This window comes from Thalassoroseus pseudoceratinae (assembly GCF_011634775.1).
Lineage (GTDB): Bacteria > Planctomycetota > Planctomycetia > Planctomycetales > Planctomycetaceae > Thalassoroseus > Thalassoroseus pseudoceratinae.
The window spans coordinates 427,736-451,420 of record NZ_JAALXT010000007.1 but is presented as its reverse complement, the minus strand read 5'-3'; the positions used below and the strand labels follow the sequence as shown (position 1 = coordinate 451,420).

The window sequence follows — 23,685 nt, the reverse complement described above, 5'->3', positions numbered from 1 at the left end:
TCCAGTTTGAAGGAACTTTTGCCGACAGACTCCGTCTCTACGGTGGTTCTGCAGGTTTTCATCGCGAGGAGCGTTCCCATGCGGCGGTTTGGATTGATTGGGTTGATCGTTGGTAGTTTTGTTTTCGGTGGAGGAGGACCGATGCCCCAAGCGGACGCGGCGAAAATTGGATTCATCGAAGACTTCGCGTTGGCGAAGAACCGCGAACGTGCATTGTCGCAATTGATTCCCGGAACCGAAGACTACTACTACTTCAACGCCCTGCACTTCCAGCACACCGAGCAGTTCGACAAAGTCAGCGACTTGCTCACCCCGTGGGTTAAACGTCATGGACGTACACAGCGGTACCGGGAAATTGAACACCGCCAAGCCCTGCTCACTTACCAACGCACACCGCAAAATTCGTTGGATTATCTCAAGCGGGAACTCAATCTCCGGCTGAACCATCAACGACAACGACTCGGCGAGAAACCCAACCTGCCGACCAAGTTGGACCCGAAACAAATCTCACGGGAAACACTCACTCAACGGGCACTCACGCAGCAGAAAGATCTGCAAGGGTTCGAAGATGCCGCGTTGGATTGGGTCATTGATCGCAAGCTCTCCGAGAACGAACGCTGGGAGTTTCTCAAACGCATTGACCGTCCGGATTATGAAAACCTTGTCGATCACATCATTGCCGATCTGGGAACGCGGCACAGTGGCGGTTTCGGATATTTGGAGATCCACAAGAAACTGTTGTTGGCACAGCTGAACGAATTGCTCGAAAAGAAACCCGATCTGCGGAACGCTCAGAACTTCGTCAATACTTACCTGCAAAAGTTGCGTCCGTCCGACGATGTCGATTGGCCCCACGACGATGATGCACAACTTGCGTATCTGGAACGTCTGTGGTCATTCGTCTCCACGTTGGAACCGCGTTACAACACGCTCAAAGCCCACGTGTTGTATCATCGGTTGAAGTACGACCTAAAGCACGGCGTGTTCAACAAACAACGCTTCATGACGTACCTCGCGTTGCCACGTCAAATTGGCTACATGAAGCCTGATTATCTCCGCTCGCCCGCGCAGCGAAATTGGAACGCGAATCTCGGGGAGAACTTCCAAGGCATCACGTTGTTCCCGGCGATCCGCAACGACGAATCCCTGGTGCGAGCCTACTTGGCTCACTTCTTCCTCGAAGAAACGGACATCAAACCGTACGCCAAATATGTGAACGATGTGTTCCTGCGGAAGTTGCTCGCGGAGACGAAAATCGTCAACTGGCTCGGTGATCCGGAACAGTGGGCGTCGTTGCTTTCGCCAGAAGAATATCGGACGTTGAAAGACCGGGTCGATCTCGATTTCGCACCGACGAACCCCGATCACTTCGATCCGGAAGACCCCGTCAGCTTGGATGTTTCCGTCAAGAATGTGCGGAACTTGCTGATCAAGGTTTATGAGATCAACACGCTGACTTGGTACCGCCAAAGCGGACGGGAAGTCCGTACGGATATCAATCTCGACGGGTTAGTACCGAACTCCGAACAAACGCAAACCTACGACGAACCACCCGTTCGCCGGATCAAACGCCACTTCGAGTTCCCCGCCCTCGACAAACGCGGCGTGTACGTGATCGACTTCATCGGCAACGGACGCAGTAGCCGAGCGGTCATTCGCAAAGGGCGGTTGCATTTCGTAATGCACACCGATGTTTCCGGCCACGTCTTCACCGTGCTCGATTCGAAGAACGAAGTCGTACCGAACGCGGAACTTTGGCTTGGCGGTCAGAAATACACGGCGGACAAGAATCATCACATCGCCGTCCCGTTCACAGCCAGTGCCAAGCAACAGCTGATCATTCTGTGTGCGGATGATTTTTGTTCGCTCACGCGGTTTCCGCATCAGCAGGAAAACTACACACTCCAAGCGGGTTTTCTCGTCGACCGAGAAGCACTGCTGAAGAACCGGCAAGCACGAGTACTCATCCGACCGCAATTGCTCGTGCAATCGGTCGCCGCTCCGTTGGAACTCTTGAAGAACGTCAGCTTGACGATTGTTTCCACCGACCTCGATGGCGTGACCGCAACCCAGCGGTTTTCTAGCGAGACGTTGAAACTTTCGCCGGAACGCGAATCGGTCGTGGAATTCAACGTGCCGGATCGGTTGTCGAAGTTGCTGTTCACATTGGAAGGGAAAGTCGAGAATCTCAGCCAAGGAGATGACGCGTCCGTTTCAGCGTCGCGGACGTTCGAGATCAATCAAATCGATCGGTCGGACAAGATCAGTGATTTGTTCCTCGCCGAATTCAGTGGAGAGTACTTCGCCAATTTGCTCGGTCGTTCGGGGGAACCGTTGGCGGACCGTCCAGTGCGGTTGGAGATCAAACACCGCGACTTCACCCGTACCGTGCAACTCACCCTGCAAACCAATGCCGCCGGTCGGATCGAGTTGGGTCAATTGGTTGGCGTTGAATGGGTGAAGGCGACTGGCCCCAGTGAAGTGCCCACCACATGGACGCTCCTCCACGACGAACACACGCAATTCACGAACAAACACGGAATCGCCGGTGTGCCGGTGGAAGTGCCGTTGATGCCGACCCCGAAAACGCTGAGTCGCGATGACGTGTCACTCCTCGAAGTCCGTGGCGGCACATTTGTGGAAGACCACTTCGACGCCCTCACGCTCGAAGACGGACTGCTACGCACCGATGCACTTCCACCTGGCGATTACGATTTATATCTGAAACGCACCGGCGAACATGTGCGAATCCGTCTGACCGAAGGCGATTACAAAGACGGCTATATTCTTGGTGACGAACGGTATTTGGAGGTTGTGTCTCCGCGTCCGTTGCAGATCGCCGAGATTCGAGGTGACGACGACAAACTCCTTGTGCAACTTCGCAACACGCGCAATGCGGCCCGTGTGCATGTGGTCGCGACGCGATACCGTCCGGTGTGGTCGGCGTTTCAGGAATTGGCTCAGTTGTCGCATGCAGGTCCGAAACGGATGACCCGTCCGAATGCGATGTCGGCTTACGTCGAAGGTCGCAACATCGGCGATGAATACCGGTATATTCTCGATCGGCAATACGCTCCAAAATTCCCTGGCAACATGCTGGAACGGCCGAGTGTACTGCTCAATCCGTGGGCGGTCCGCGAGACCGAAACCGGTCAACAAGCCGCTCAGAAGGGAGACGAATTCGCCCCGACATCTCCCGACGTTGACAGCATGATGGCGACTCCGAAAGCCGCCCCGGCTCCGTCTGCGAACAACACTGATTATTCCAATCTCGATTTCCTCGCCGACCAATCGGTGACGCTATTCAACTTGGTGCCGGACGAAAACGGTTTGGTCACGATTGATCGCAAAGAAATCGGTCCGCATGCGTATTTGCAAGTTGTGGCGGTTGATCCGCAGAACGTGGCGTCACGCTTGGCAACCCTTCCGGAACCGAAACGCCGCTTCCGCGATTTGCGGTTGGCCGAAAGTTTGGATGCCGACAAACACTTCGCATTGCAAAAGAAGATCAGTGTGCTCAAGGCGGGTGAGAAGTTCCAGCTCAATCATCTGCAAACCGCTCGCTTTGAAGCCTACGACAGTTTGACGAGTGTCTACGGTCTTTTCGTGGCTCTCTCGCAGAATGCCGAGTTGGCGAAGTTCCGCTTCCTGCTGAATTGGCCTTCGCTGTCCGACGAGGAAAAACGCGAGAAGTACTCCGAGTTTGCGTCTCACGAAGTCAGTTTTTTCATCGCCCAGAAGGACCCGGAGTTCTTCCGAAACGTCGTCGTGCCCTACTTGCAGAACAAGAAGGACAAGACGTTCCTCGATCATTATTTGCTCGAAGATGACCTCTCGCGGTTCCTCTCGCCTTGGGAATACAACCGACTCAATGCGGCCGAACGGGCATTCTTAGCGGCACGCATCGAAGCCGAGAAGCCGTTCACGATTCGCGACCTCAAAGACTTGCTCGCCTTGCAACCGCCGAACCCGGCACGTGACGAACAACTCTTCCAAACCGCGATCAAGGGCACCGCGCTCAGTACGTCGGATCGGTTTGGCTTGCAGGAATTCAGCAAGCAAATACGTGAAGAAGTGCTCATGGATGACGAAGCGAAGCTCGGCTTCATGACGGAACTGCAGTCGGCCGCTCCCGGAATGGGTGGCGGTGGTGGTGGTTTCGGATTCGGTGGCATGGTTGCTGGCGAGCCGATGGCCTCCGACAAGAAATCCAAATCAGAGTCCAAACCATCCGCCGCCCGCAAACGCCGGTACTCCGGTCGCGAAATGGCGGAAGAAATGGACGCTGATTTCGATAATGCCGGTGCGAAGTGGAATTCACTGAATGTCGATGGCATCAAAGATCGGCTTGGTCGCCGGGCAAATGCACGGCAACTGTTCCGCAAGCTCGACAAGACGAAGGAATGGATCGAAAACAATTACTGGCATCTGCCAATGGCCGACCAGGACTCCGACATCGTTCCCGTCAACGAGTTCTGGGCGGACTTTGCCGCTCATGACCACCAGCAACCGTTCTTCTCGGAACACTTCGCCAAGTCCGCTGGCAACATTCACGAAATGCTTCTCGCACTCGCCGTGCTCGATTTGCCGTTCGAGGCCAAAGAACACGATGTGAAACTCGCTGAAGACACGATGACGCTCACACCGGGCGGTTCGATGGTCGTCTTCCATGAGGAGATCGAAGCTGCCGGAATCGTCGACGGCCCAACACCAGTGCTGATCACGCAGAACGTGTTCCGGTTGGACGACCGATACCGTATCGAAAACGGTGAAAAATCCGATAAATACGTGACCGACGAATTCCTGACCCACGCGGTCTACGGCTGTCAAATCGTGGTCACGAACCCCACGAGCACGCGGCAGAAACTTCGTGTGCTCACGCAAGTTCCGGTGGGGGCGTTTCCGGTGGGTGGCAGTCAATTCCTGAAGAGCATTCCGCTCGACTTGGAACCGTTCCATACGCACAAACTGGAATACCACTTCTACTTCCCGCTCGCGGGTGAATTCCAACACTACCCCGCTCACGTTGCCGAAGGTGGACAAACACTCGCCCACGCCGAGGCGATGGATTTCCAAGTGGTCTCCGAGCCATCGAAAATTGACCGGGAATCCTGGGTCTATATTTCCCAACTTGGCAGCAACGAAGAAGTCATCGAATTCCTCAACTCGCACAACCTGCGTGAGTTGGATCTTGATGCCATCGCGTTCCGCATGAAAGACAAAGCCTTCTTCAATCAAGTGACCGACCTGCTCGCCCGTCGGCATGTCTACAACGACACGCTGTGGGCATACAGCGTGTTGCATAACGATGTGGAGAACATTCGAGAGTTCCTCGCCCATTCCCACGGGTTCTTAGATCAGTGTGGTGACTATCTTCAGAGTCCGTTGGTCACGATCGATCCGGTTCGTCGCCACGAATACCAGCACCGCGATTACCGTCCGCTCGTGAATGCTCGCACGCACCGACTCGGGGCAGATCGCGAGATTCTGAACGATCGGTTCCACGCCCATTACCACGAGTTCTTGAAGATTCTCGGCTATCACCGGGAACTCTCCGACGAACAGCGAATGGCGGTGACGTACTACTTGCTCTTGCAAGACCGCATCGGTGAGGCGTTGGCGTTCTTCGGCGAGGTCCAACCAAACAACCTGGAAACCCGTCTGCAATACGACTACTTCGCCGCGTACTTGGCGATGTACCAACGCGAAACCGAGCGTGCTGCAACGTTGGCACGGAAACACGAGAACCATCCTGTCGATCGGTGGCGGAATGCATTCGTGGCGGTCTCGCAGCAGATTCAAGAGATCACAGGCGGCGATGTCCAATTGGCCGATCCAAAAGACCGCAACCAACAACAGACCAAACTTGCGGCAACCGATGCGAGTTTCGATTTCCGTGTCGAGAACGAAACCGTCGAGGTCGATTATCAAAACCTGAAGGAAGTTCAGGTGAACTTCTACTTGATGGATGTGGAATTGCTGTTCAGTCGCAATCCGTTTGTGCAAGCCGGGACGGAACGCTTCGGATTCATCAAACCGAACCAAACCATGACCGTGAACCTGCCAGCGGACGGCTCGCAAACGTCCTTCGAATTGCCGGAAGATTTGCGATCGCGAAACGTGTTGGTGCAATTGGTTGGCGGCGGACAAACCACGTCGAAACCGTATTACGCGAACTCGTTGTCCGTAACCACCAGCGAGAACTACGGCCAACTACTCGTCCGGCAGGCGAAGGGCGGAAAGCCGGAGCCAACCGTCTATGTCAAAGTGTATGCTCGCAAGAAGGACGGCAGCATCGAGTTCTACAAAGACGGTTATACCGATTTGCGGGGTCGATTCGATTACGTCTCCCTGAGCACGAACGAGGTCGAAAACGTCTCGCAATTCGCTCTGCTGATCCTCAGCGACGAACACGGTGCCATCGTGCGTGAGGCAAAACCGCCACAACGGTGAGGCAGATAATGGGGTGATGATGTGAAAGACGACCATTTCACATCATCACATCAATCCTGAGAGACGTTTCCAAATGTCCCCCAGCCATCGGAGTAACCATCGAATGGACGGCTCAGGTCATCGAGTTCGACCTGAGCCGACATGATGCTTTGATAGGTGGGCACCATCGATTTGGTGCAGTACACGCTCCAATTTCCCGATTCGTTGTCGTAATCGGTATGCGAATCGTATCCATTCTCGGCCGCCACTTCGCGAAAGTCATTGGCAGCCAATTCATTCGGCACAGCGACAGCAAAGTCAATTTCCATCGGCTTTGTCATGTCGTTGCCAGACTCAGCCAGAGTTCGCAGCACATTGCCGTCGGCGTTATTCGGGTATTCTGAGTTCATGAGAAACCTCGTCTGTTCACATCATCACCAGGGGTGGTCCGTCCGATTTTGCGGAGTCAGATCATTAAAGTTGGATGAGTTTCCTCAACGGAGCACGAACAGCTTGCAACGACTGGGACAGGCTGGCAAAATAGGAGACCGGGAGTTGGTCCGTAGAAAACGGTCCAACTCCCGCGCATTTCACAATCGCCGCTCGCGAACAAAATCCGATTTGCAATTTGGTTTTCGGTTCGTAATAACGGTTAATCTTCAGGTCAAAGTCGTTCCCAGTGGTGGTCAATAAGGGCAACTCATGAAATTTCTCGATGGGCAAACAGTTGGAATTGATTTAGGAACGACCTACTCGGCCATTTCCCAATTGAACGACGAGGGTGTGCCAGTCCTCCTCGAAAACGCCGACGAACGCACAATTACGCCTTCCGTTGTGCTTCTGGCCGACGGTGGGCAAGTGATGGTTGGGCCGTCTGCAGAACGGATTTCCATCGAAGACCCGAACAACATCGTCGAAGCCGTCAAACGGCAAATGGGCAACAGCGATTATTTCGTGGTCTATCAAAACAAGAAACTCACGCCTGAATTCATTTCCGCGTTGATCTTGAAGAAGCTGAAAAAAGACGCCGAAGCCAAAATCGGCCCAATCGCCAACGCCGTCATCACGGTGCCCTACTACTTCAACGATGTCCGCCGAAAAGCCACGCAGGATGCCGGTCGGATTGCCGGTCTGAATGTCTTGGACATCATCAACGAACCGACCGCCGCGACGCTGGCTTATGCCTGGAACAAAGGGGAACTTGGTCGTCCGGATGTCCTCTCTGGTGAACGAACGATTCTCGTTTACGACCTGGGTGGTGGTACGTTCGACGTGACCGTGGTGCGGTACTCGGCTTCTAAGTTCCAAGTGCTCGCGACCGACGGGGACGTGATGCTCGGTGGTTTGGACTGGACGCAGCGTCTGGTCGACCACGTCGCGGAGCAGTTCAAACGCAAGTTCGGCGAAGATCCCCGCGACGACTTGGAAGCATTGAAATCCTTCCAGCAGGAATGTGAAGACGCCAAGCTGCAATTGACGAAAAAGGCCCAGGTCCCGATTAGCGTTTACTGCAAAGGCAAAACGCTGACCGTGAGCCTGACACGCGGCGACTTCGAACGCATGACCGCAGACTTGCTCCAACGCACGAAAGACACCACGGAACTGGTGCTGGAGCAGTCGGGCGTCAAAGGACCGGATTTGGATGAAGTCGTGATGGTCGGGGGTTCGACCTACATGCCGGTGGTCGAATCGATGCTGCGGCAACTCACCGGTTGCGAACCTTCTCGTGCATTGGAACCGGAAAAAGGTGTGGCCCAAGGCGCGGCCATTCACGCGGCAATTCTGGAAGCACGGGAACGCGGCGAAGACAGCACGCTTGGGAAAACGGTTCTCAAGCGATTGCAAGCGGTGCAAACGGCCGACGTCAACAGCCACTCACTCGGTGTGAAGGTTTCCGATCCGGAAGAACGGTCGCGGAAGATCAATCACATCATGATCCCCCGCAACACAACGATTCCTTTCAGCGTCAGCCAACGATTCGTTACCAACTCGGATAATCAGAAGCGAATTCACGTCGAAATCCTCGAAGGTGAAGCCCGCGACCCAGCCGGTTGTTCATTGATTGGTGACTTCCGCATTCTCGATTTGCCACCGAACTTGCCGAAGGGTTCGCCCGTGGAAGTCACCTACAGTTACGACGCCAACGGACGAATCCAAGCCGCCGCCAAGGAACTCACAAGCAATAAAGCTTCGCAAACCGAGATCGTTCGTGACTCTGGTCTCTCCGAAACCAACGTCGGCAACTTCGAACAGTTGGCGAAGGACTACCACGTGGAATAATCGGCGGTTTTTGGCCACCGTGAGTCATTCCTCACGAGTCCGGGTTTCGCATGACTCGGACTCAGTTCACGCATAGGGTTGCGGACACGGTTCAATCCAAGATAATCAAAGGTTTGTCAAAGTCGCGAAGGGTTCGCTCGACAAAATCAATCACTGGCTCCAGCGTGTCGATCACACAGAACCCTTGGAAACCGAGCAAATTCTATGACTGAAGACATTGATGGTTGAGTGACACCCACGTTCAATGTTGATCTCAATTCGATCGGTCGAGTGAATCCAACTGACTACTAACCACTGACAAGCACCATGGACGTATACAAGGATTGGCTCGGGATTCCCGAAGGGGAACGGCCGCCAGATTATTACACGCTGCTTCGGCTGAAACAGTTCGAGGATGATCCGGAGAAAGTCCAGAAGCACTACAAAAAATTGAATGCGGTCGTACGAAAGTACGCCACCGGTCAGTACATGCAGAAGTCGCAAGACCTGCTGAATGAGTTGGCCAAGGCGATGCTCTGCCTGACCGACACCGAACGCAAACGCGACTACGACGAGAGTCTCGGTCGCGAGTTCGACGATGCCGACGAAGGCGGTCGCAAGCCGATGTTGCGGGTGCTGGTTGAGCGGAAGGTTCTTTCTCGAGATCAAGCACGCGAGACCGAAGAATTCGCCCAAGCCCGTGGGTTGTCTCATCGCGATGCCGTCGTGCAGATGAAAGTGACCGACGCCGAAACCGCCACCCGTGCCTACGCGCAGGAGTTGGGTCGACCGTACATCGATCTTTCCGAGACCACGCCCGACGACGACGTTCTCGACCGTGTGCCGCGAAACTTCGTCAAACGCAACGCCGTTCTGCCGTTGTTCGTGGACGACGATGTCGTGATGGTCGCGTGTGCCTACGAACCCACTCCCGATCTGGAAGAAGAAATCCAAGTTCGCTACGGCATGCCGATGCGGGCGGTGATGGCCACGCCGTTGGCGGTCAACCAGGGAATTGCGAAATACTATCAACCCGGCATGCGGGACGAAGCCGTCGCCGCGGCGGCTCCAACGGGTAACACCGGCGGCGGGAAAGTCGTCAAGCAGAAGAAGTCGACGGAGAACAAATCCTGGTCGCAACTCACACCTGATGAACAGCGAGAACGGAAGAGTCTCGGGATCATCATGATGTGCTGGGGCATTATTGGCTCCGTGATGATCGACACGTTCATCCTGCCGGAATCCTTGAAGTTCATTCCCGTAGTCCCGTTCTTGTTCACGTTGATTGTTCCGCCGATCGTCATTTGGTACGTCCTGAAGGTTTACTGGAAGTAAACTCGACGACCGGCGAAACCGCTAAAAACGAACAATTCGGAGAACTTCTTAGAAGAACACACTGTCGTCACTCGTTGACGTCCGACGTCTCTCAAACACGACGTATGGTTGAATCCGGGATGCTTTTTTGCATCACCACCAACCGATGTCCACAGTTTTGGGAGCCAGCTGATGTCCGGCCTTCGTCAAGACATCAATGAGTCAGAGCGAATCGATGCGCTTCGGCGACTCGCAATTCTCGATTCCCCGGCCGAAGCCGAATTCGATCGGTTAGTCGAGTTGGCTGCCGAGATTTGCCAAACGCCGATGGCGTTTGTTTGCTTCGTGGATAGCGAGCGGTGTTGGTACAAAAGTCGATTCGGCTTCGACGAACAAGAGTTCCCACGTGCGATCGCGTTGTGCGGCCAAACGATTTTGCATGCTCAACCGCTGATCGTCCCTGATACACACGCTGACGAACGCTTCGTCGAGAATCCGATGTGCACCGCCGACGGAGGCGTGCGTGCGTATGTCGGCGTGCCGGTTCGATGTCCCAACGGTCAACCGATCGGAACCATCGGCGTTGCGGATTCTGTCACTCGGGACTTCAGCGAATTGCAGCGGAAGACCTTGGAAACTTTCGCCGGGCAAATCGAGCAGCTCGTGCGACTCCGATCGACGGCATTGCAACTGCAAGCGAGCAACGAAGACATCACCCGCCGTGCGAACCGATTGAACGCGAGTGAAGCGCATCTGCGAATGACCACCGACATCATCCCGGCTTTCATCAGCTATGTCGATCGGGACTATCGGTACGGGTTCGTAAACGCCAAGTACGAGGAATTCTTCGGCAAAACTCGTGACGAGATTATTGGCGAACACGTCCGCGATATCGTTGGCGACGAGAGTTACGAGCAAGCGTTGCCGTACCTGGAATCCGCATTTCAGGGTGAGACGGTTCGCTATGAGATGCGTCATACTGATTTCGACGGTCGACGCTTGGGAAGCGAAGTGACACTCGTTCCCGATCGACACGATGACGGCAGTGTGCAGGGTATCCATGTCGTTGTGATCGACCAAACTGAGATGATCGCTCGCAAGAACGAACTGCAGCGGCAAAAGCAGGAAACACAACGCATCCTCGATGGCTTGCGGGCGTTCGTCGTTTTCAAGGACACCAAAAACCGGATTCTGCGGATCAATCAATTTGCCGCCGATGCGGTGGGGCTGCCGATCGAGGCCATCGAAGGTCGCCACACGCGGGAAATCTATCCGACGGAAGCCGATGCCTTTTACGAAGACGATTTGAAAGTCGCGCGGACGGGAAAACCCCGTTACGGAATTGTCGAGCCGGTCAAGAACGGTGATGGCAGCACGAGTTGGCTTCGAACCGACAAGATCCCTCTGTTCGACGTTCACGGGAATGTCGAGCGAATCCTTGTGGTGGCAATTGATGTGACCACGTTGATCGAAACCCAAGGTGAATTGGAAGCGGCCAAGAAAGCCGCCGAAGCCGCGAACCATGCCAAGAGCCAATTCCTCGCCAACATGAGTCACGAGATCCGCACGCCCATGAGCGCGATCCTTGGGTTTGCTGACGTGCTCGCCCAATCGGTGTCGGAAACTCAACACATCGAAGCGGCGAATACGATCCGGCGAAATGGCGATCATCTACTGAGTTTGATCAACGACATTCTCGATCTCTCCAAAATCGAAGCCGGTCGCATGACGATGCACACTCAGCGACTATCGCCACGGCTGTTAGTGAACGAGGTCGTCGAGTCACTTCATTGGCGAACAAAAAACTCGCGGATCGCACTTCGTGTGACCACTGTAGGACTGGTTCCTGCGTGGATCGAATCCGATCTTACGCGGTTGCGTCAAATTTTGATCAACTTGATCGGGAATGCGTTGAAGTTCACCCACGAAGGTTCGATCGAGGTCTGTTTGCAAACCAAACAAACATCCTCGGGAGAACGGCAACTGCTGGAGTTCGCGGTCACGGATACAGGAATCGGGGTGGATGAAAAGAACCTGGATCGGCTCTTTGAACCATTCACTCAGGTCGATGACTCCGCGACCCGTCAACACGGCGGAACCGGGCTGGGTCTGACAATTTGCAAGCGTCTCGTGGAGATGCTTGGTGGGGAAATCTCGTTGGAAAGTCGTCTTGGAGAAGGCAGTACGTTCCGATTCGTGATTCCGTATGTCGAATCGGCCCCGCTCGAAAACTCAGCGCGGGAATCCGTACATGCCAAGTCGCAACCGACACACGTCACCGAAGGACTCTCAAAAAGTCGACATGTCCTCCTAGCGGAAGACGGACCGGACAACCAACGACTGTTCAAATTCCTGTTGCAGAAAGCTGGTTTCACCGTTTCGATTGCGGTGAATGGTCGCGAAGCGTTGGAAGCCGTCGAAGCCGGTTGGGACGACTTCGATTTGATTCTGATGGACTTGGAAATGCCGGTGCTGGATGGCTACAGCGCCACACGAGAATTGCGAGCGTTGGGTTATGAACGCCCCATCGTCGCGTTGACGGCACACGCGATGCCCGAGGTCGCCGAGCGATGTCACGCGGTTGGGTTCAGTGATTACGCCACCAAACCCATCCGCCGGCAAGCATTGTTGGATCTGATCGCAAAATGGCTGCAACCAGCCGCAACGCCCGCCAGTTAAAGCGGTCCTGATCGGAAAACCGCTGTCCACGTGTTGCGGTGGGCATCATGCTCGGTAGAATCGAATGGATCGACCAAGCGATTTCACGCTGCCGATCCCAATGCGGATTCTTCTAAGGGCCTCTCCCATGCCGCACGATCAACTCCACTGCCCTGCCTGCGATGTGACAATTCGATTCCGCGACGGTCTTCCCGATCGTGAATGGATCCGCTGCCCACGTTGCCGGGAGGAAATCGACCTCACGGACTTCGGTCTTGGCTCGTCCTCGGCCACCGTCGAATACGGTGCTGACGACTTGGAAATCTTGGACGATGACAATCGCCGCGATCCGTTCGACGATATTTTCGAAGGTCAGCCGTCCCGCCAGCGACGACGTTCCCGCGGGCCGGTTCAACCGTCTTCGAACGGTGTTTGGTTCGGGATTGCCGGGGGTGCGGTGGCCATTCTCGCGTTGGCGGTTGCGTTGGTGATTGTCTTGCTGCAGAACGACAATCCCCCGGCTCAGCAAGCCCCGATTGCCCAAAACGATCAGCCGCAGTTCGCTCCCAACATCCCCGTCCCTCCAAAACCCAAGTTGCCCGATTTCAAACCGCGACCCGTGCCGCAACCGCAATTGGTGCCACAACCGATGCCGCCGGGAGGCGAAGATATTGCCCATGTGACAGCGGAACCGAAGCTGGAACTGCCGAAAGTCAATCCCCCGCTGACGGCGGAAAAACCAGTTGTTGTAAAGAAGCAGTCGGAACCGAAAGACATCGTTCCTGCTCCACCCACCAATCCGGCCAATGCCGAAGCTGCTCCGCCACGGAAACTGCGTTACGGGTGGAAACCCGGCGGCGTTTACACGTTCCAAGTCAAAATCAAAGCGGGCTTCAAGGACTATTCCGAGGACATGTCCGGGCTCTGCACCTACACCGCGTTCAATGATCGCGATCATCACCCCGCCGAATGGGAACCTGAGAAAGGCAGCGGAACGGGGTTCGTCATCAGTCCGGATGGCTACATGGCAACTTGTGCTCATGTCGTGGAGAATGCTAGCTCGATTGAAGTGGATCTCGGCGGAAAAACGTATGCCGCGACGACCGTCGCCACCGATCACGCTCGCGATTTGGCGATCATCCGCATCACCGCGAAGGATTTGCCTGTATTGCCGTTGGGGGATTCAAAGGTCGTCGAGTTGGCCCAAGATGTCCGTGCGATTGGTTATCCGTTGACGGGTGTGCTCGGCCGGAGTGTGAAAGTCACCAAAGGTACAATTGCCGGGTTCATCGACGACGAAGACGGCAAGACCTTCCAAGTCGATGCGAGCATCAACCCCGGCAATTCCGGTGGACCGTTGGTCAACAATCGTGGCGAAGTCATCGGCATCGCAAGCGCGAAACTGACCGGCAACAAAGTCTCCAACGTCGGTTTCGCGGTGCCTTCGGAAGATCTCCAGAAGATGGCGAAGGCCCACAAAGTTTCGCTAGGCGGAGAGAAATCGGAAATCGATTTAGACGGTCCGATTCTTGCCAAACGTGTCACGCCGGCCATTGGGTTGGTGCGGGTGACGATTGGGCCGATCCAGGGCGACGAACAGTTCGTGCTGAAATACAACGGGCTCCTCACGCACTACAAACGCACGAAACGCAGCTATCTTCGCGGACCAAGCACGCCGGGACACACCAACAACCATGGTCGAATGACGATCGATGAACTCGGCAACATCATCGACGGTGGTGAACCGGCATCGATTCCGTACCTCTTGGGACCACTCGCCCATTTGCCATTCGATCCGTTGCCCCGCCAACAACGAACTCGTTGGAACGTTGATCGATCCGTCATCCTTCAGCACACGCGATCGGAAAATGACAATTTCGGCCCGTTCTACGTTCCCCGATTTCGCTCTCGATTCGCACCGTCTCCGTTCGGGCGGAAGGAGACAATCACTCTGTTGGCGGCGGAGGAAAGCCGGAGTTACCGAATTGCTTCGGTGACGGACGAGGCGTATGTCATCGATCGCCAATACGACTTCAAGACGACAGAAAACGCGGAAAAACCAGCGTTTCGACTGAAAGGCAGCGGGACCATCACGATCGACCGCACGGATATGCTGCCGCGAAAAATCGAACATGAATTGGTGTTCGAGACCAACACGGAATTCAAGACTGTCCGCACACCATTGAGCGTCACAATTCATCGGATGACCGAGCAAGAGGTGGCGGAACAGAAGAAACGAAGCGAAGAACTCGCTGCCAAAGCCAAGGCCGACCTCGCTCGTCGGAAGGCGGAGAGGAATTCACCGGAGAAGCTCGCCGAGCATCTCAAGACCATCGAAGACGGCGATCGCCTTCGCTGGTATTCGGCGATGTCTGCGTTGAGCCGATTCACGCCGAGCGATCACGAAGAGAAACGTGCGGACGTCTTGAAAGTTCTCAAAGAATTGACGCAAGATACCAGCACCAGTGTGCAACGCGAGGCCCGATCGGCATACTTGGTTTGGGCGGACGAAAACGAACTGGACACCGTCCTCGAATTTATGAAGGATTCCAGCGGTTCTGTGCGACGAAAAGCCATCGAGGCGGCGGGACGGATCGGCGGTGACAAAGCGGCCGAGGCGATCGCAGCCCGAATGTCCGAACCACTGGACCGCCTGAACGTGAAACAAGCATTGGTGGCGATCGGGCAAAAGTCGGTCCCGTTTCTTGCGAAATGGATCGACCATTCGGATCGCAACCTCCGCATGGATGTGTATCGAGCGCTCGGTGAAATCGGTGGCGATGATGCGAAAGCCTTGCTAGAAGAACAGGCAAAAGCCGATCCGGAAAGCATCGGCCGATCCACCGCGAGTTACGCCCTCCGGCGTTTGAATCGTTAAGTGAAACAGTGGCCTTGAGTTTGGTTAAAGTGAGACTTTCGTGAAACGCATTGTTGCCAATTACATCGCGCGCCATCAAAACCGATGGAACCAAATTCTGCACTGGATCGGTGTGCCGTTGACGTTTGTTGTCTCTGTGGTTTTCCTAGTCCGTGAGCAGTGGTTGGCCGCTGCAGCTGCGTTCATTGGAGGCTATTGTTTGCAATTCATTGGACATGCAATCGAGGGAAATGACGCTGGCGAACTGATTTTGCTCAAAAAATTACGGGGAATTCCCTATACCGAATTCGGCCCGTCGACAAAACAGTCAAACTTTTCCGATTGACCCGCCGATACTGATTCTGCCGCTTGTGCCAATTTTGCGCGGAGTCAAAGGGTCTATCTATGCACTTGTCGCCGATGACGCACCGAGTCTCGGGTTGCGTGGTTGCCGGAATATTGGCAATCCTCGCCGGTTGCGCGAGCAATCCTCCCAAACTGCATTACCTCGGTGATGCCGATTTGAACTACTACAAAGAAGCCGCCACGCAGGTCGAGTACCCACTCGTCTTCTCCGATACCACCGGAGAGGCGATGGCGACCGACCTGCCACGAACCATCGAAGATCGTCGCAAGGATGAGATCTGGGATCTCTCGTTGGAAGAAGCCTTGCACTTGGCGTTGGAGAACAATGCCGTCATTCGGACGGCCAGTGAATTCCGTCAACGCGGCGGCGTGCTAGCCAACGCAACGAACACCCCGAGTATCTACGACCCCGCGATTCAAGAATCCGGCGTGCTGTTTGGTGGACGTGGTGTGGAGTCCGCGTTGTCGGCATTCGATCCGACGTTGAATGTCTCAATGAACTGGGGTCGCGACGAACAAATTCAGAACAGTTTGTTCTTCAACCCCATTACCTCACTTACCGACGACGCCACATCGCCGCGAATCGGACCGGCGGGGGAACTTGTTTCCGAAACCGGGAACTTCCAGGCAAGTTTGCAGAAGCAGTTCGCATCCGGCGGACAGCTCTCGTTGACGCACACTTGGCTTTATTCCGGTGTGAACAACCCGAACGTGTTGTTCCCCTCGTCGTACACGGGATTGGCACAATTGGGGTATCGGCAACCGTTGCTCGCTGGTGCCGGAACCGAGTTCACCCGAATTGCCGGCCCGATCGCACAAAGTTTCGGCGGTCTGACCGGGGTGAACCAAGGGGTTGTGATCACACGAATCAACGCCGACATCACCATCGCGCAGTTTGAGACGTCGGTTCGCAACTTGGCTCGCGACGTGGAGCGTTTGTATTGGCAGTTGTACTTGCAATATCGTCTGTACGACATCGCCGTTGTGGCTCGCAACAGTGCGCTCCGAACGTGGCGGGAAGTGTCGCTCATCATCGAAGCCGGTGGTGCCCGTGATCTTGGACGGGAAGACGAACTGCAAGCAAAGGCCCAATACTTTGAAACGCGGGCTCTCGTCAAATCGGCGTTGTCGAACATCTACTCGACCGAAACACAGTTGCGACGCATCATGGGTCAACCTGTGAACGATGGTCGCATCATTCGTCCAATTGACGAACCGCCGTTGGCCAAGTTCGTCCCGGACTGGCATGTCAGTTTGGCCCAAGCGTTGACCAATCGCGTCGAATTGCGAACCCAGAAGTTCAACATCAAGAGCCTCGAACTTCAGTTGCAAGCCGCGAAAAGCCTGACCAAACCCCGTTTGGACTTCGTCAGCAGTTACAACGTCAATGGTTTCGGCGACGATTTGTTTGGCGAAAACGACAATGACGGCCGGACTTCGCAGGGGTTGGCCAGCGGATACGAAACGATGACGCAGGGCGACCAAACCGGTTGGGGTCTTGGCTTTGAAATGACATGGCAGATCGGGTTGCGATCGGCACACGCTCAGGTGCGAAACCTCGAGCTGCGATTGGCGAAAGCTCGTGAAGCACTCGCCGTGCAGGAAATGGATATCAGTCACGAAGTCGCGGCGACCTTCCAAGACTTGGCCGCCAACTACGGAACCGCCGAGGAACAGTTCAACCGACGAACCGCTGCCGCCGAACGGGTGGAAGTCTTCCGCACGAAACAGGCGTTGGGGTCGGTCACATTGGACTTGGTGTTGCGTGCTCAACGAGAGCGGGCAGCCGCCGATCAGGCGTACTACACGAGTCTCGTCGAGTACTCTCAATCCATCGCTGACTACCACTACTTCACCGGCAGTATGTTGGAAGCGAACAACATTCACATCGGCGAAGGTGGCTGGCGTCCGGAAGCGTATCATCAAGCCTTGCGACGAGCATGGGCCCGCAGCTACGCCTTCGAACATGACATGACCGACGAACGACCGGCCGTGTTCGCGAGTGAAATCCCTGTGGAAACGGTTCCTTACGATCCGGCTCAGTTGAATCAAGCGAGCGACGTGAGCCTGGAGATTCCGAACTTGCTCGAAGAAGACGCTGCCGTCGATACGCCACTGATCCCCGTGCCGGAACCGGCCGTCGATCAGCCGGCAGAAGACGATGCGGGTTCGTCACTACCGATTCCCGATGCTCCGAAAGCGGACTACGACGGAGAGACTGCGGAAAACCGGTTCCTGTCGCGTCGGTCCCAAGGGGCACGCCCGGCGAGCTTCCAAAAAGTTGGGCTACAGGACATCGACGCTACCGCAAACGACCACCGCTTCATGGAACCCAAGCAGGAAGAGTCTCTGGACTTAATTCCCGGACGTGACTTCCTGAAGTAAACCGAACGCGGTCAAAACGAAACTGAAGCATCGACAGTTATCCTCATCGGGGTGATTGTCGATGCTTGTTTTCGTTCAGAATGTGACTTAGTATAAAATCGTCCAGGACGCCCAAAACCCGATTGATTTGAAGGTCCTTAGTCCTAATGGCGCCACAAGATCGGCTACTTCGACTGCTGCGAATTGTACGACTGTTACAATCAGGACGACCCTATACATCAACGGAGTTAGCCAAGGAAAGCGACGTCAGCCAACGCACGATCTTTCGAGATTTACAGCTGTTGCAGCGAGCGGGCATTGTCTACAGCCGCGACGAATCCGACACTGGTTACGTGCTGCAAGACGCTACGTTGCTGCCCTCCACTGATTTCACGTTGGCCGAGACGCTCGCGTTGCTGGTGCTGTGTAACCAGCTTGGCGACACCACCAAAGGAATTCCCTTCCAACGCGATGCCCGTTCTGCGGCATTGAAACTTCTCAGCAGTTTGCCCGGGGAATTACGGGATGAACTTAGCGAGCTGACCCAGTCGATTTCCATTGATCTCGGACCGCACAACACGCTGCATCATGCCCATGCTGCATACGATGCACTAACGATGGCGATTAGCGACGGGCGGAAGATTCACTTACATTACGGCAGTTTGAGCAGCGAAGGCGACATCGAAACCACACTCTCGCCGTATCATCTCTTGTTCAAGAATCGCAGTTGGTACGTCGTCGGATATTCGCAGTTGCACGACGAAACCCGAATTTTCAATGTCGGTCGGATTCAAAAATGGGAACTGCTTGCCGAATCGTTTGAGTGCCCTGCAAGCTTCAAGATCGAACGCTTCCTCGGAAACGCCTGGGCTCTGATTCCCGAACGAGGTCGCCGCACACGGGTGGTCTTGCGATTTCAACCGATGGTCGCGAAAAACGTCGCTGAAGTCCGCTGGCATAAGACGCAACAAATTTTTTGGAACGACGACGGTACGCTAGAGTTCCAAGTCGTTGTGGACGGACTCACCGAAATTCGTTGGTGGATTCTTGGATACGGGGCCCAAGTCGAAGTGCTCGAACCCTTGCAGCTTCGCAACAACATCCGCGATAGCATCGAGCAAATGCGTCAAATCTACGCCGAAGACGACTGACGTTCTCGGATCAACCGGTCCGACTTGCTCGGCGGCATTGATTTTCCGTCCCTGCGGTGTTAAATCCGAACAGGCAGCCCTCCGGTTTCGTCCCGTGGCGTGGACCGGAGGGTTTTGTTGTACTTATGTTGCCTGGATTCCCGCGATCGCTTTGCCTGCTGCTTCAATATGACCAAGCATATTTTCGTCACCGGTGGTGTTGTCAGTTCTTTGGGCAAAGGGCTCACGAGTGCGTCGATCGGATTGGTTCTCGAACGACACGGCCTCTCCGTGCGGATGCAAAAGCTCGACCCGTACATCAACGTCGATCCCGGCACGATGAGCCCGTACCAGCACGGTGAGGTGTACGTACTCGACGACGGTGCCGAAACCGATTTGGACCTCGGTCACTACGAACGGTTTACGAATAGCCCGTTGTCGCGAGAGTCGAACTACACATCCGGACAGATTTATCTGCGGGTGATCGAACGGGAACGTCGCGGCGAATATCTCGGCCGAACCGTGCAGGTCATCCCGCATGTGACCGATCAAATCAAAGAATGTATCCGGAATCTTGCGCGGTCGGATGTCGATGTTGTCATCACCGAACTCGGTGGCACGGTCGGCGATATCGAGGGTCTGCCGTTCTTGGAAGCGATTCGGCAAATCCCGCTGGATGTCGGCAAAGAAAATTGCTTGTTCATTCACCTCACGTTGGTGCCGTACTTGAAAGCCGCTCGGGAAGCGAAGACCAAACCAACTCAGCACAGCGTCGGGTTGCTTCGTCAGATCGGGATTCAACCGGATGTGCTGATCGTCCGCACGGAACGCGAAATCGAACGCGAACATCTCGATAAAATCGCATCGTTCTGCAATGTGGAGCCGCGAGCGGTCATCGAGGAAGTCGATAAGGAATTTTCGATTTACGAAGTCCCGCTCGGTTTGGTGGATCACAAACTCGATCAGTTGATCATCCAAAAGCTCGGTTTGAATGCCAGTCCGTTGCAAATGGACGATTGGCAAGACTTGATGCATCGTGTCCGGCATCCAGATTCCGAAGTGCGAATCGCGGTTGTCGGGAAGTACATCGACCATCGCGATGCCTACAAGTCGATTTACGAAGCCCTCGACCACGCCGGTTTCAGTCACTCCGCACGGGTGTTGGTCAAGCGGATCGAAGCCGAAGATTTGCAGAAGGAAGGCGTCGATCATCTGTTGCGTGGTATCGATGGAATTCTGGTACCTGGTGGCTTCGGCATGCGAGGCATCGAGGGCAAAATTGAAGCGGTTCAGTATGCCCGTGAGAACAACATTCCGTATTTCGGAATTTGCCTGGGTATGCAAGTCGCGGTGATCGAATTCGCTCGGAACGTGCTCGGTTTGTCGCAAGCTCACAGCACGGAGTTCGACGGAGACACACCCGACCCGGTGATTTGTATTCTCGAAGAACAGAAGACCGTCACCGACAAAGGCGGCACGATGCGGCTGGGTGCTCAACCGTGCCGACTCACCGAAGGGTCTCGGGTCGCCGAGTGCTACGGCACGACGGAGATCAGCGAACGGCATCGGCACCGCTACGAATTCAATCCCGAATACGAAGAACGCTTCGTAAACGCCGGACTGGTTCCTACGGGTACCCACGAGAGTGGTTTGCTGGTGGAGGTTGTCGAAGTGCCCGATCACCCGTGGTTCGTGGCGGTTCAGTTCCATCCGGAATTTCGGTCCAAACCCCAGGACGCGCACCCGCTCTTCCGCGAGTTCGTGGGAGCCGCATTGAAACGGCACAAAGATCGAGCCGGTTCCGGTGCTAATTGATTTTCCGGCCGGGAATTCTTGAGAGATCTCGTTAGCTCCCTGGATGGGTTGCGGTTAAGTCCCTGAGACGAAACCCATTTCAAGCAACCATCCGATGAGGAGTTGAACGATGAAGATTTTTGCACCCGCCGTGATCGGAGCCGGTCTCGGTGTGTTCGCGATGGCCATGATGGTCGGCGTGATTGCCGCGTTCGGACCGCCCGCAATCCCCGCAAACGGTTTGGTTGTTCAAGTCGATACCGTTCAAACATCGCTGTATCTGATGCTGCTCGGTTGGCCGGTCGCTGCGTTGTTGGGAGCACTCGGGGGGGTGGTTGTCGGGTTGATCCATGCCGAAGCCACGACCGTTTCGATTACCAAACCCGCCGCGGTCACAAGCACCGCTCCCGTGCAATGGAATCGCACCGCCGTGGCCTCTCCGATGAACCGCAAACCGCGTCCTTCACGAGCTGGCTCGTTCAATCAACCGGCGTGAACTTCGCCGAAGACCCTGCTACACTCGCATAGCGCTGAATCCATATCTTCTGAGGAGGCGATCGAATGCGTGTGGGCCGATTCCTAATTGCAACTATCTTTTGTTTGTCTTCCGTGACCATCGCGAGTGCCGAAGTCGTACCGTTGCGAGTAGGGACGTTTTCGGTCGACGCGTCGCCGCCGGTCGGCAGCCCATTGGCTTATGACCCGTGTGAATCGGTGCAACTTCCGCTCGCATGCCGCGGGATCGTTCTGCTGGGGAATGACAAACCGATTGTGTTGTGTGCAGTCGATTGGATCGGCATCGGCAACGGTGGAAACGATGAATGGCGAGCGGAACTCGCCAAAGCCGCCGGCACAACCCCCAGTCGCGTGTCCGTTCACACGTTGCATCAACACGATGCTCCCCTTTGTGATTTCGAAACCGCTGATCTTCTCGCGAAGCATGGTTTGGATGGATATCGATTCGACAACGAATTCGCGCGTGAGGTGATCAGCCAAGCCGCTGATACCGTCCGGTTTGCCATCGAGAAAGCCGTTCCGGTCACGCACATCGGCGTCGGCACGGGTGAGGTGAAGAAAGTGGCCTCGAACCGTCGGATTCTCGACGAGAACGGCAAAGTCCGTGCGGTCCGCTACACCGCGACGCGGAATCCGAAATTGCAAGCGGAACCGGAGGGCATCATTGATCCACTGTGCCGTGCGATCAGCTTCTTTCACAGCGACCAACCCGTCGCTGTCGTCACGTACTACGCCACGCATCCGCAGAGTTATTACCGCACCGGCAAAGCCAATCCGGACTTCCCCGGCATGGCTCGGATGATGCGAGACGAAGCTCTGCAATCCGACGACAATACCGGTCCCATACACATCCACTTTAACGGAGCGGGCGGCAACATCGGCGCGGGTAAATACAACGACGGTTCTCCTGAAAATCGTCCCGTTCTCGCCAAACGACTCGCCGAGGGCATGCGACTCGCGTGGGAAGACAGCCTTGAAAACCGCAGCCCCATTACAGCTAAAGATCTGGACTGGAACACGACCAGCGTCCAACTTCCGGTTGGGAAACACCTCAACGAACCGGCGTTGCTCGCCATCCTTGAAGACGACGAGCAAAACCCCGACCAACGTGTGCGAGCCGCTCGAAATCTTGTTTGGTTGCGACGCTGTCAAAAGCGTGTTGGTATCGAGATCGGTTGTCTCGCGTTGGGCGATGCTCGCGTGCTGCATATGCCGGGCGAGTTGGTCGTGGAATACCAACTCGAAGCTCAAAAAATGCGACCGGATTTGTTCGTCGCAATGGCTGCCTACGGTGATTACGCTCCCGGCTACATCTGCCGAGCGATTCACTACGAACAAGGCGGTTACGAATCCAGTCAGAGGGCCAGTCGCGTGGCACCGGAAGTCGAAGGCGTTCTCCGCACCGCGATGCGGGAACTGTTGGACGTCTCCGCCAAGTGAACTCGATGAAGCCAATGATGAATCGAATTCTTCGCGATCCTAAAATTGACCGATTATCAGATTGAGCACCATGGGATCTCACCATCGATTCGAATTCCAACCGGGTCGGGCAATTGGCCCGTTTGAATTGGGAATGACACCGGAAGAAGTCTCGCAAGTTGTGGTCAATATGGCCTGTGAGGACTTTGAAATCAGCGGTCGACCGGATTTCGATCGAGCGTTCGCGAACAGTCTGCAGATCGATTACGATCCGGAAACGAGCCGAGCCGCACGTGTCAGTGTTTATTGGCATCCCGACTGCGGGTATGAGTGCGATTTCAACGGCAAACCGATCGCGGCGTATTCCAGTCGGGAGATCTTCGAGTTCCTGGCCCGGCTCGACGGAGGAGTTCACGAATACGAACAGCAAACGGGATATCGGTTTCCGATCGCAGGAGTGAGCTTGTTCGATCTTGATAAGGATTACGACTATAGCGGTGATGGCCAAACGCTCGTTTACGGGGAGGTGGGAGTCATCATACCAACGTCAGGCATCGATTGAAGTTCGACAATACT

At 55.2% G+C, this 23,685-nt stretch carries 13 protein-coding genes; 12 read left to right on the top strand and 1 reads right to left on the bottom strand.

Features of this window, described 5'->3' with window-relative positions; translation table 11 throughout:
• Positions 1-78: 78 nt before the first annotated feature.
• On the top strand, positions 79-6,453 hold the full coding sequence (locus G6R38_RS24220) for a hypothetical protein (protein ID WP_166831361.1): 6,375 nt from the start codon (positions 79-81) through the stop codon (positions 6,451-6,453).
• A gap of 50 nt (positions 6,454-6,503) precedes the next feature.
• Here the strand turns inward: G6R38_RS24220 and G6R38_RS24215 are convergent, their stop codons facing one another.
• Entirely contained in the window at positions 6,504-6,842 is a 339-nt protein-coding gene (locus tag G6R38_RS24215) for a ribonuclease E inhibitor RraB (protein WP_166831360.1), read from the bottom strand.
• 292 nt (positions 6,843-7,134) lie between these two features.
• On the opposite strand from G6R38_RS24215, the gene G6R38_RS24210 reads away from it, so the two are divergent.
• The 11 genes from G6R38_RS24210 (at position 7,135) to G6R38_RS24160 (ending at position 23,671) form a co-directional block, all read left to right on the top strand.
• On the top strand, positions 7,135-8,712 hold the full coding sequence (locus G6R38_RS24210; RefSeq protein WP_166831359.1) for an Hsp70 family protein: 1,578 nt from the start codon (positions 7,135-7,137) through the stop codon (positions 8,710-8,712).
• 306 nt (positions 8,713-9,018) lie between these two features.
• A complete protein-coding gene (locus tag G6R38_RS24205; RefSeq protein ID WP_166831358.1) occupies positions 9,019-10,026 on the top strand; it encodes a GspE/PulE/PilB domain-containing protein in 1,008 nt (335 codons plus the stop codon).
• A gap of 171 nt (positions 10,027-10,197) precedes the next feature.
• Entirely contained in the window at positions 10,198-12,684 is a 2,487-nt protein-coding gene (locus G6R38_RS24200) for a PAS domain-containing protein (protein ID WP_166831357.1), read from the top strand.
• A gap of 64 nt (positions 12,685-12,748) precedes the next feature.
• Entirely contained in the window at positions 12,749-15,541 is a 2,793-nt protein-coding gene (locus G6R38_RS24195) for a trypsin-like peptidase domain-containing protein (RefSeq protein ID WP_166831356.1), read from the top strand.
• A 40-nt stretch (positions 15,542-15,581) separates the two neighbouring features.
• Complete coding sequence (locus tag G6R38_RS24190) at positions 15,582-15,866, top strand: DUF962 domain-containing protein (RefSeq protein ID WP_166831355.1); 285 nt, start codon at positions 15,582-15,584, stop codon at positions 15,864-15,866.
• A gap of 59 nt (positions 15,867-15,925) precedes the next feature.
• Positions 15,926-18,271, top strand: coding sequence for a TolC family protein (locus G6R38_RS24185; protein ID WP_166831354.1), 2,346 nt, complete (start codon positions 15,926-15,928; stop codon positions 18,269-18,271).
• A gap of 146 nt (positions 18,272-18,417) precedes the next feature.
• Entirely contained in the window at positions 18,418-19,401 is a 984-nt protein-coding gene (locus tag G6R38_RS24180; RefSeq protein WP_166831353.1) for a helix-turn-helix transcriptional regulator, read from the top strand.
• 168 nt (positions 19,402-19,569) lie between these two features.
• Positions 19,570-21,195: a CTP synthase gene (locus G6R38_RS24175; protein WP_166831352.1), complete on the top strand. Its 1,626-nt coding sequence runs from the start codon at positions 19,570-19,572 to the stop codon at positions 21,193-21,195.
• Positions 21,196-21,304: 109 nt separating this feature from the next.
• On the top strand, positions 21,305-21,670 hold the full coding sequence (locus G6R38_RS24170; protein WP_166831351.1) for a hypothetical protein: 366 nt from the start codon (positions 21,305-21,307) through the stop codon (positions 21,668-21,670).
• A gap of 65 nt (positions 21,671-21,735) precedes the next feature.
• Positions 21,736-23,130, top strand: coding sequence for a hypothetical protein (locus G6R38_RS24165; RefSeq protein ID WP_206028709.1), 1,395 nt, complete (start codon positions 21,736-21,738; stop codon positions 23,128-23,130).
• A gap of 70 nt (positions 23,131-23,200) precedes the next feature.
• On the top strand, positions 23,201-23,671 hold the full coding sequence (locus tag G6R38_RS24160) for a hypothetical protein (RefSeq protein ID WP_166831350.1): 471 nt from the start codon (positions 23,201-23,203) through the stop codon (positions 23,669-23,671).
• Positions 23,672-23,685 lie beyond the last annotated feature (14 nt).

Bases quoted from the DNA above. Each gene is read 5' to 3' on its own strand.
- G6R38_RS24220 (WP_166831361.1), top strand. From the start codon at position 79: ATGCGGCGGTTTGGATTGATTGGGTTGATCGTTGGTAGTTTTGTTTTC.
- G6R38_RS24215 (WP_166831360.1), bottom strand. From the start codon at position 6,842: ATGAACTCAGAATACCCGAATAACGCCGACGGCAATGTGCTGCGAACT.
- G6R38_RS24210 (WP_166831359.1), top strand. From the start codon at position 7,135: ATGAAATTTCTCGATGGGCAAACAGTTGGAATTGATTTAGGAACGACC.
- G6R38_RS24205 (WP_166831358.1), top strand. From the start codon at position 9,019: ATGGACGTATACAAGGATTGGCTCGGGATTCCCGAAGGGGAACGGCCG.
- G6R38_RS24200 (WP_166831357.1), top strand. From the start codon at position 10,198: ATGTCCGGCCTTCGTCAAGACATCAATGAGTCAGAGCGAATCGATGCG.
- G6R38_RS24195 (WP_166831356.1), top strand. From the start codon at position 12,749: ATGGATCGACCAAGCGATTTCACGCTGCCGATCCCAATGCGGATTCTT.
- G6R38_RS24185 (WP_166831354.1), top strand. From the start codon at position 15,926: ATGCACTTGTCGCCGATGACGCACCGAGTCTCGGGTTGCGTGGTTGCC.
- G6R38_RS24180 (WP_166831353.1), top strand. From the start codon at position 18,418: ATGGCGCCACAAGATCGGCTACTTCGACTGCTGCGAATTGTACGACTG.
- G6R38_RS24175 (WP_166831352.1), top strand. From the start codon at position 19,570: ATGACCAAGCATATTTTCGTCACCGGTGGTGTTGTCAGTTCTTTGGGC.
- G6R38_RS24170 (WP_166831351.1), top strand. From the start codon at position 21,305: ATGAAGATTTTTGCACCCGCCGTGATCGGAGCCGGTCTCGGTGTGTTC.
- G6R38_RS24165 (WP_206028709.1), top strand. From the start codon at position 21,736: ATGCGTGTGGGCCGATTCCTAATTGCAACTATCTTTTGTTTGTCTTCC.
- G6R38_RS24160 (WP_166831350.1), top strand. From the start codon at position 23,201: ATGGGATCTCACCATCGATTCGAATTCCAACCGGGTCGGGCAATTGGC.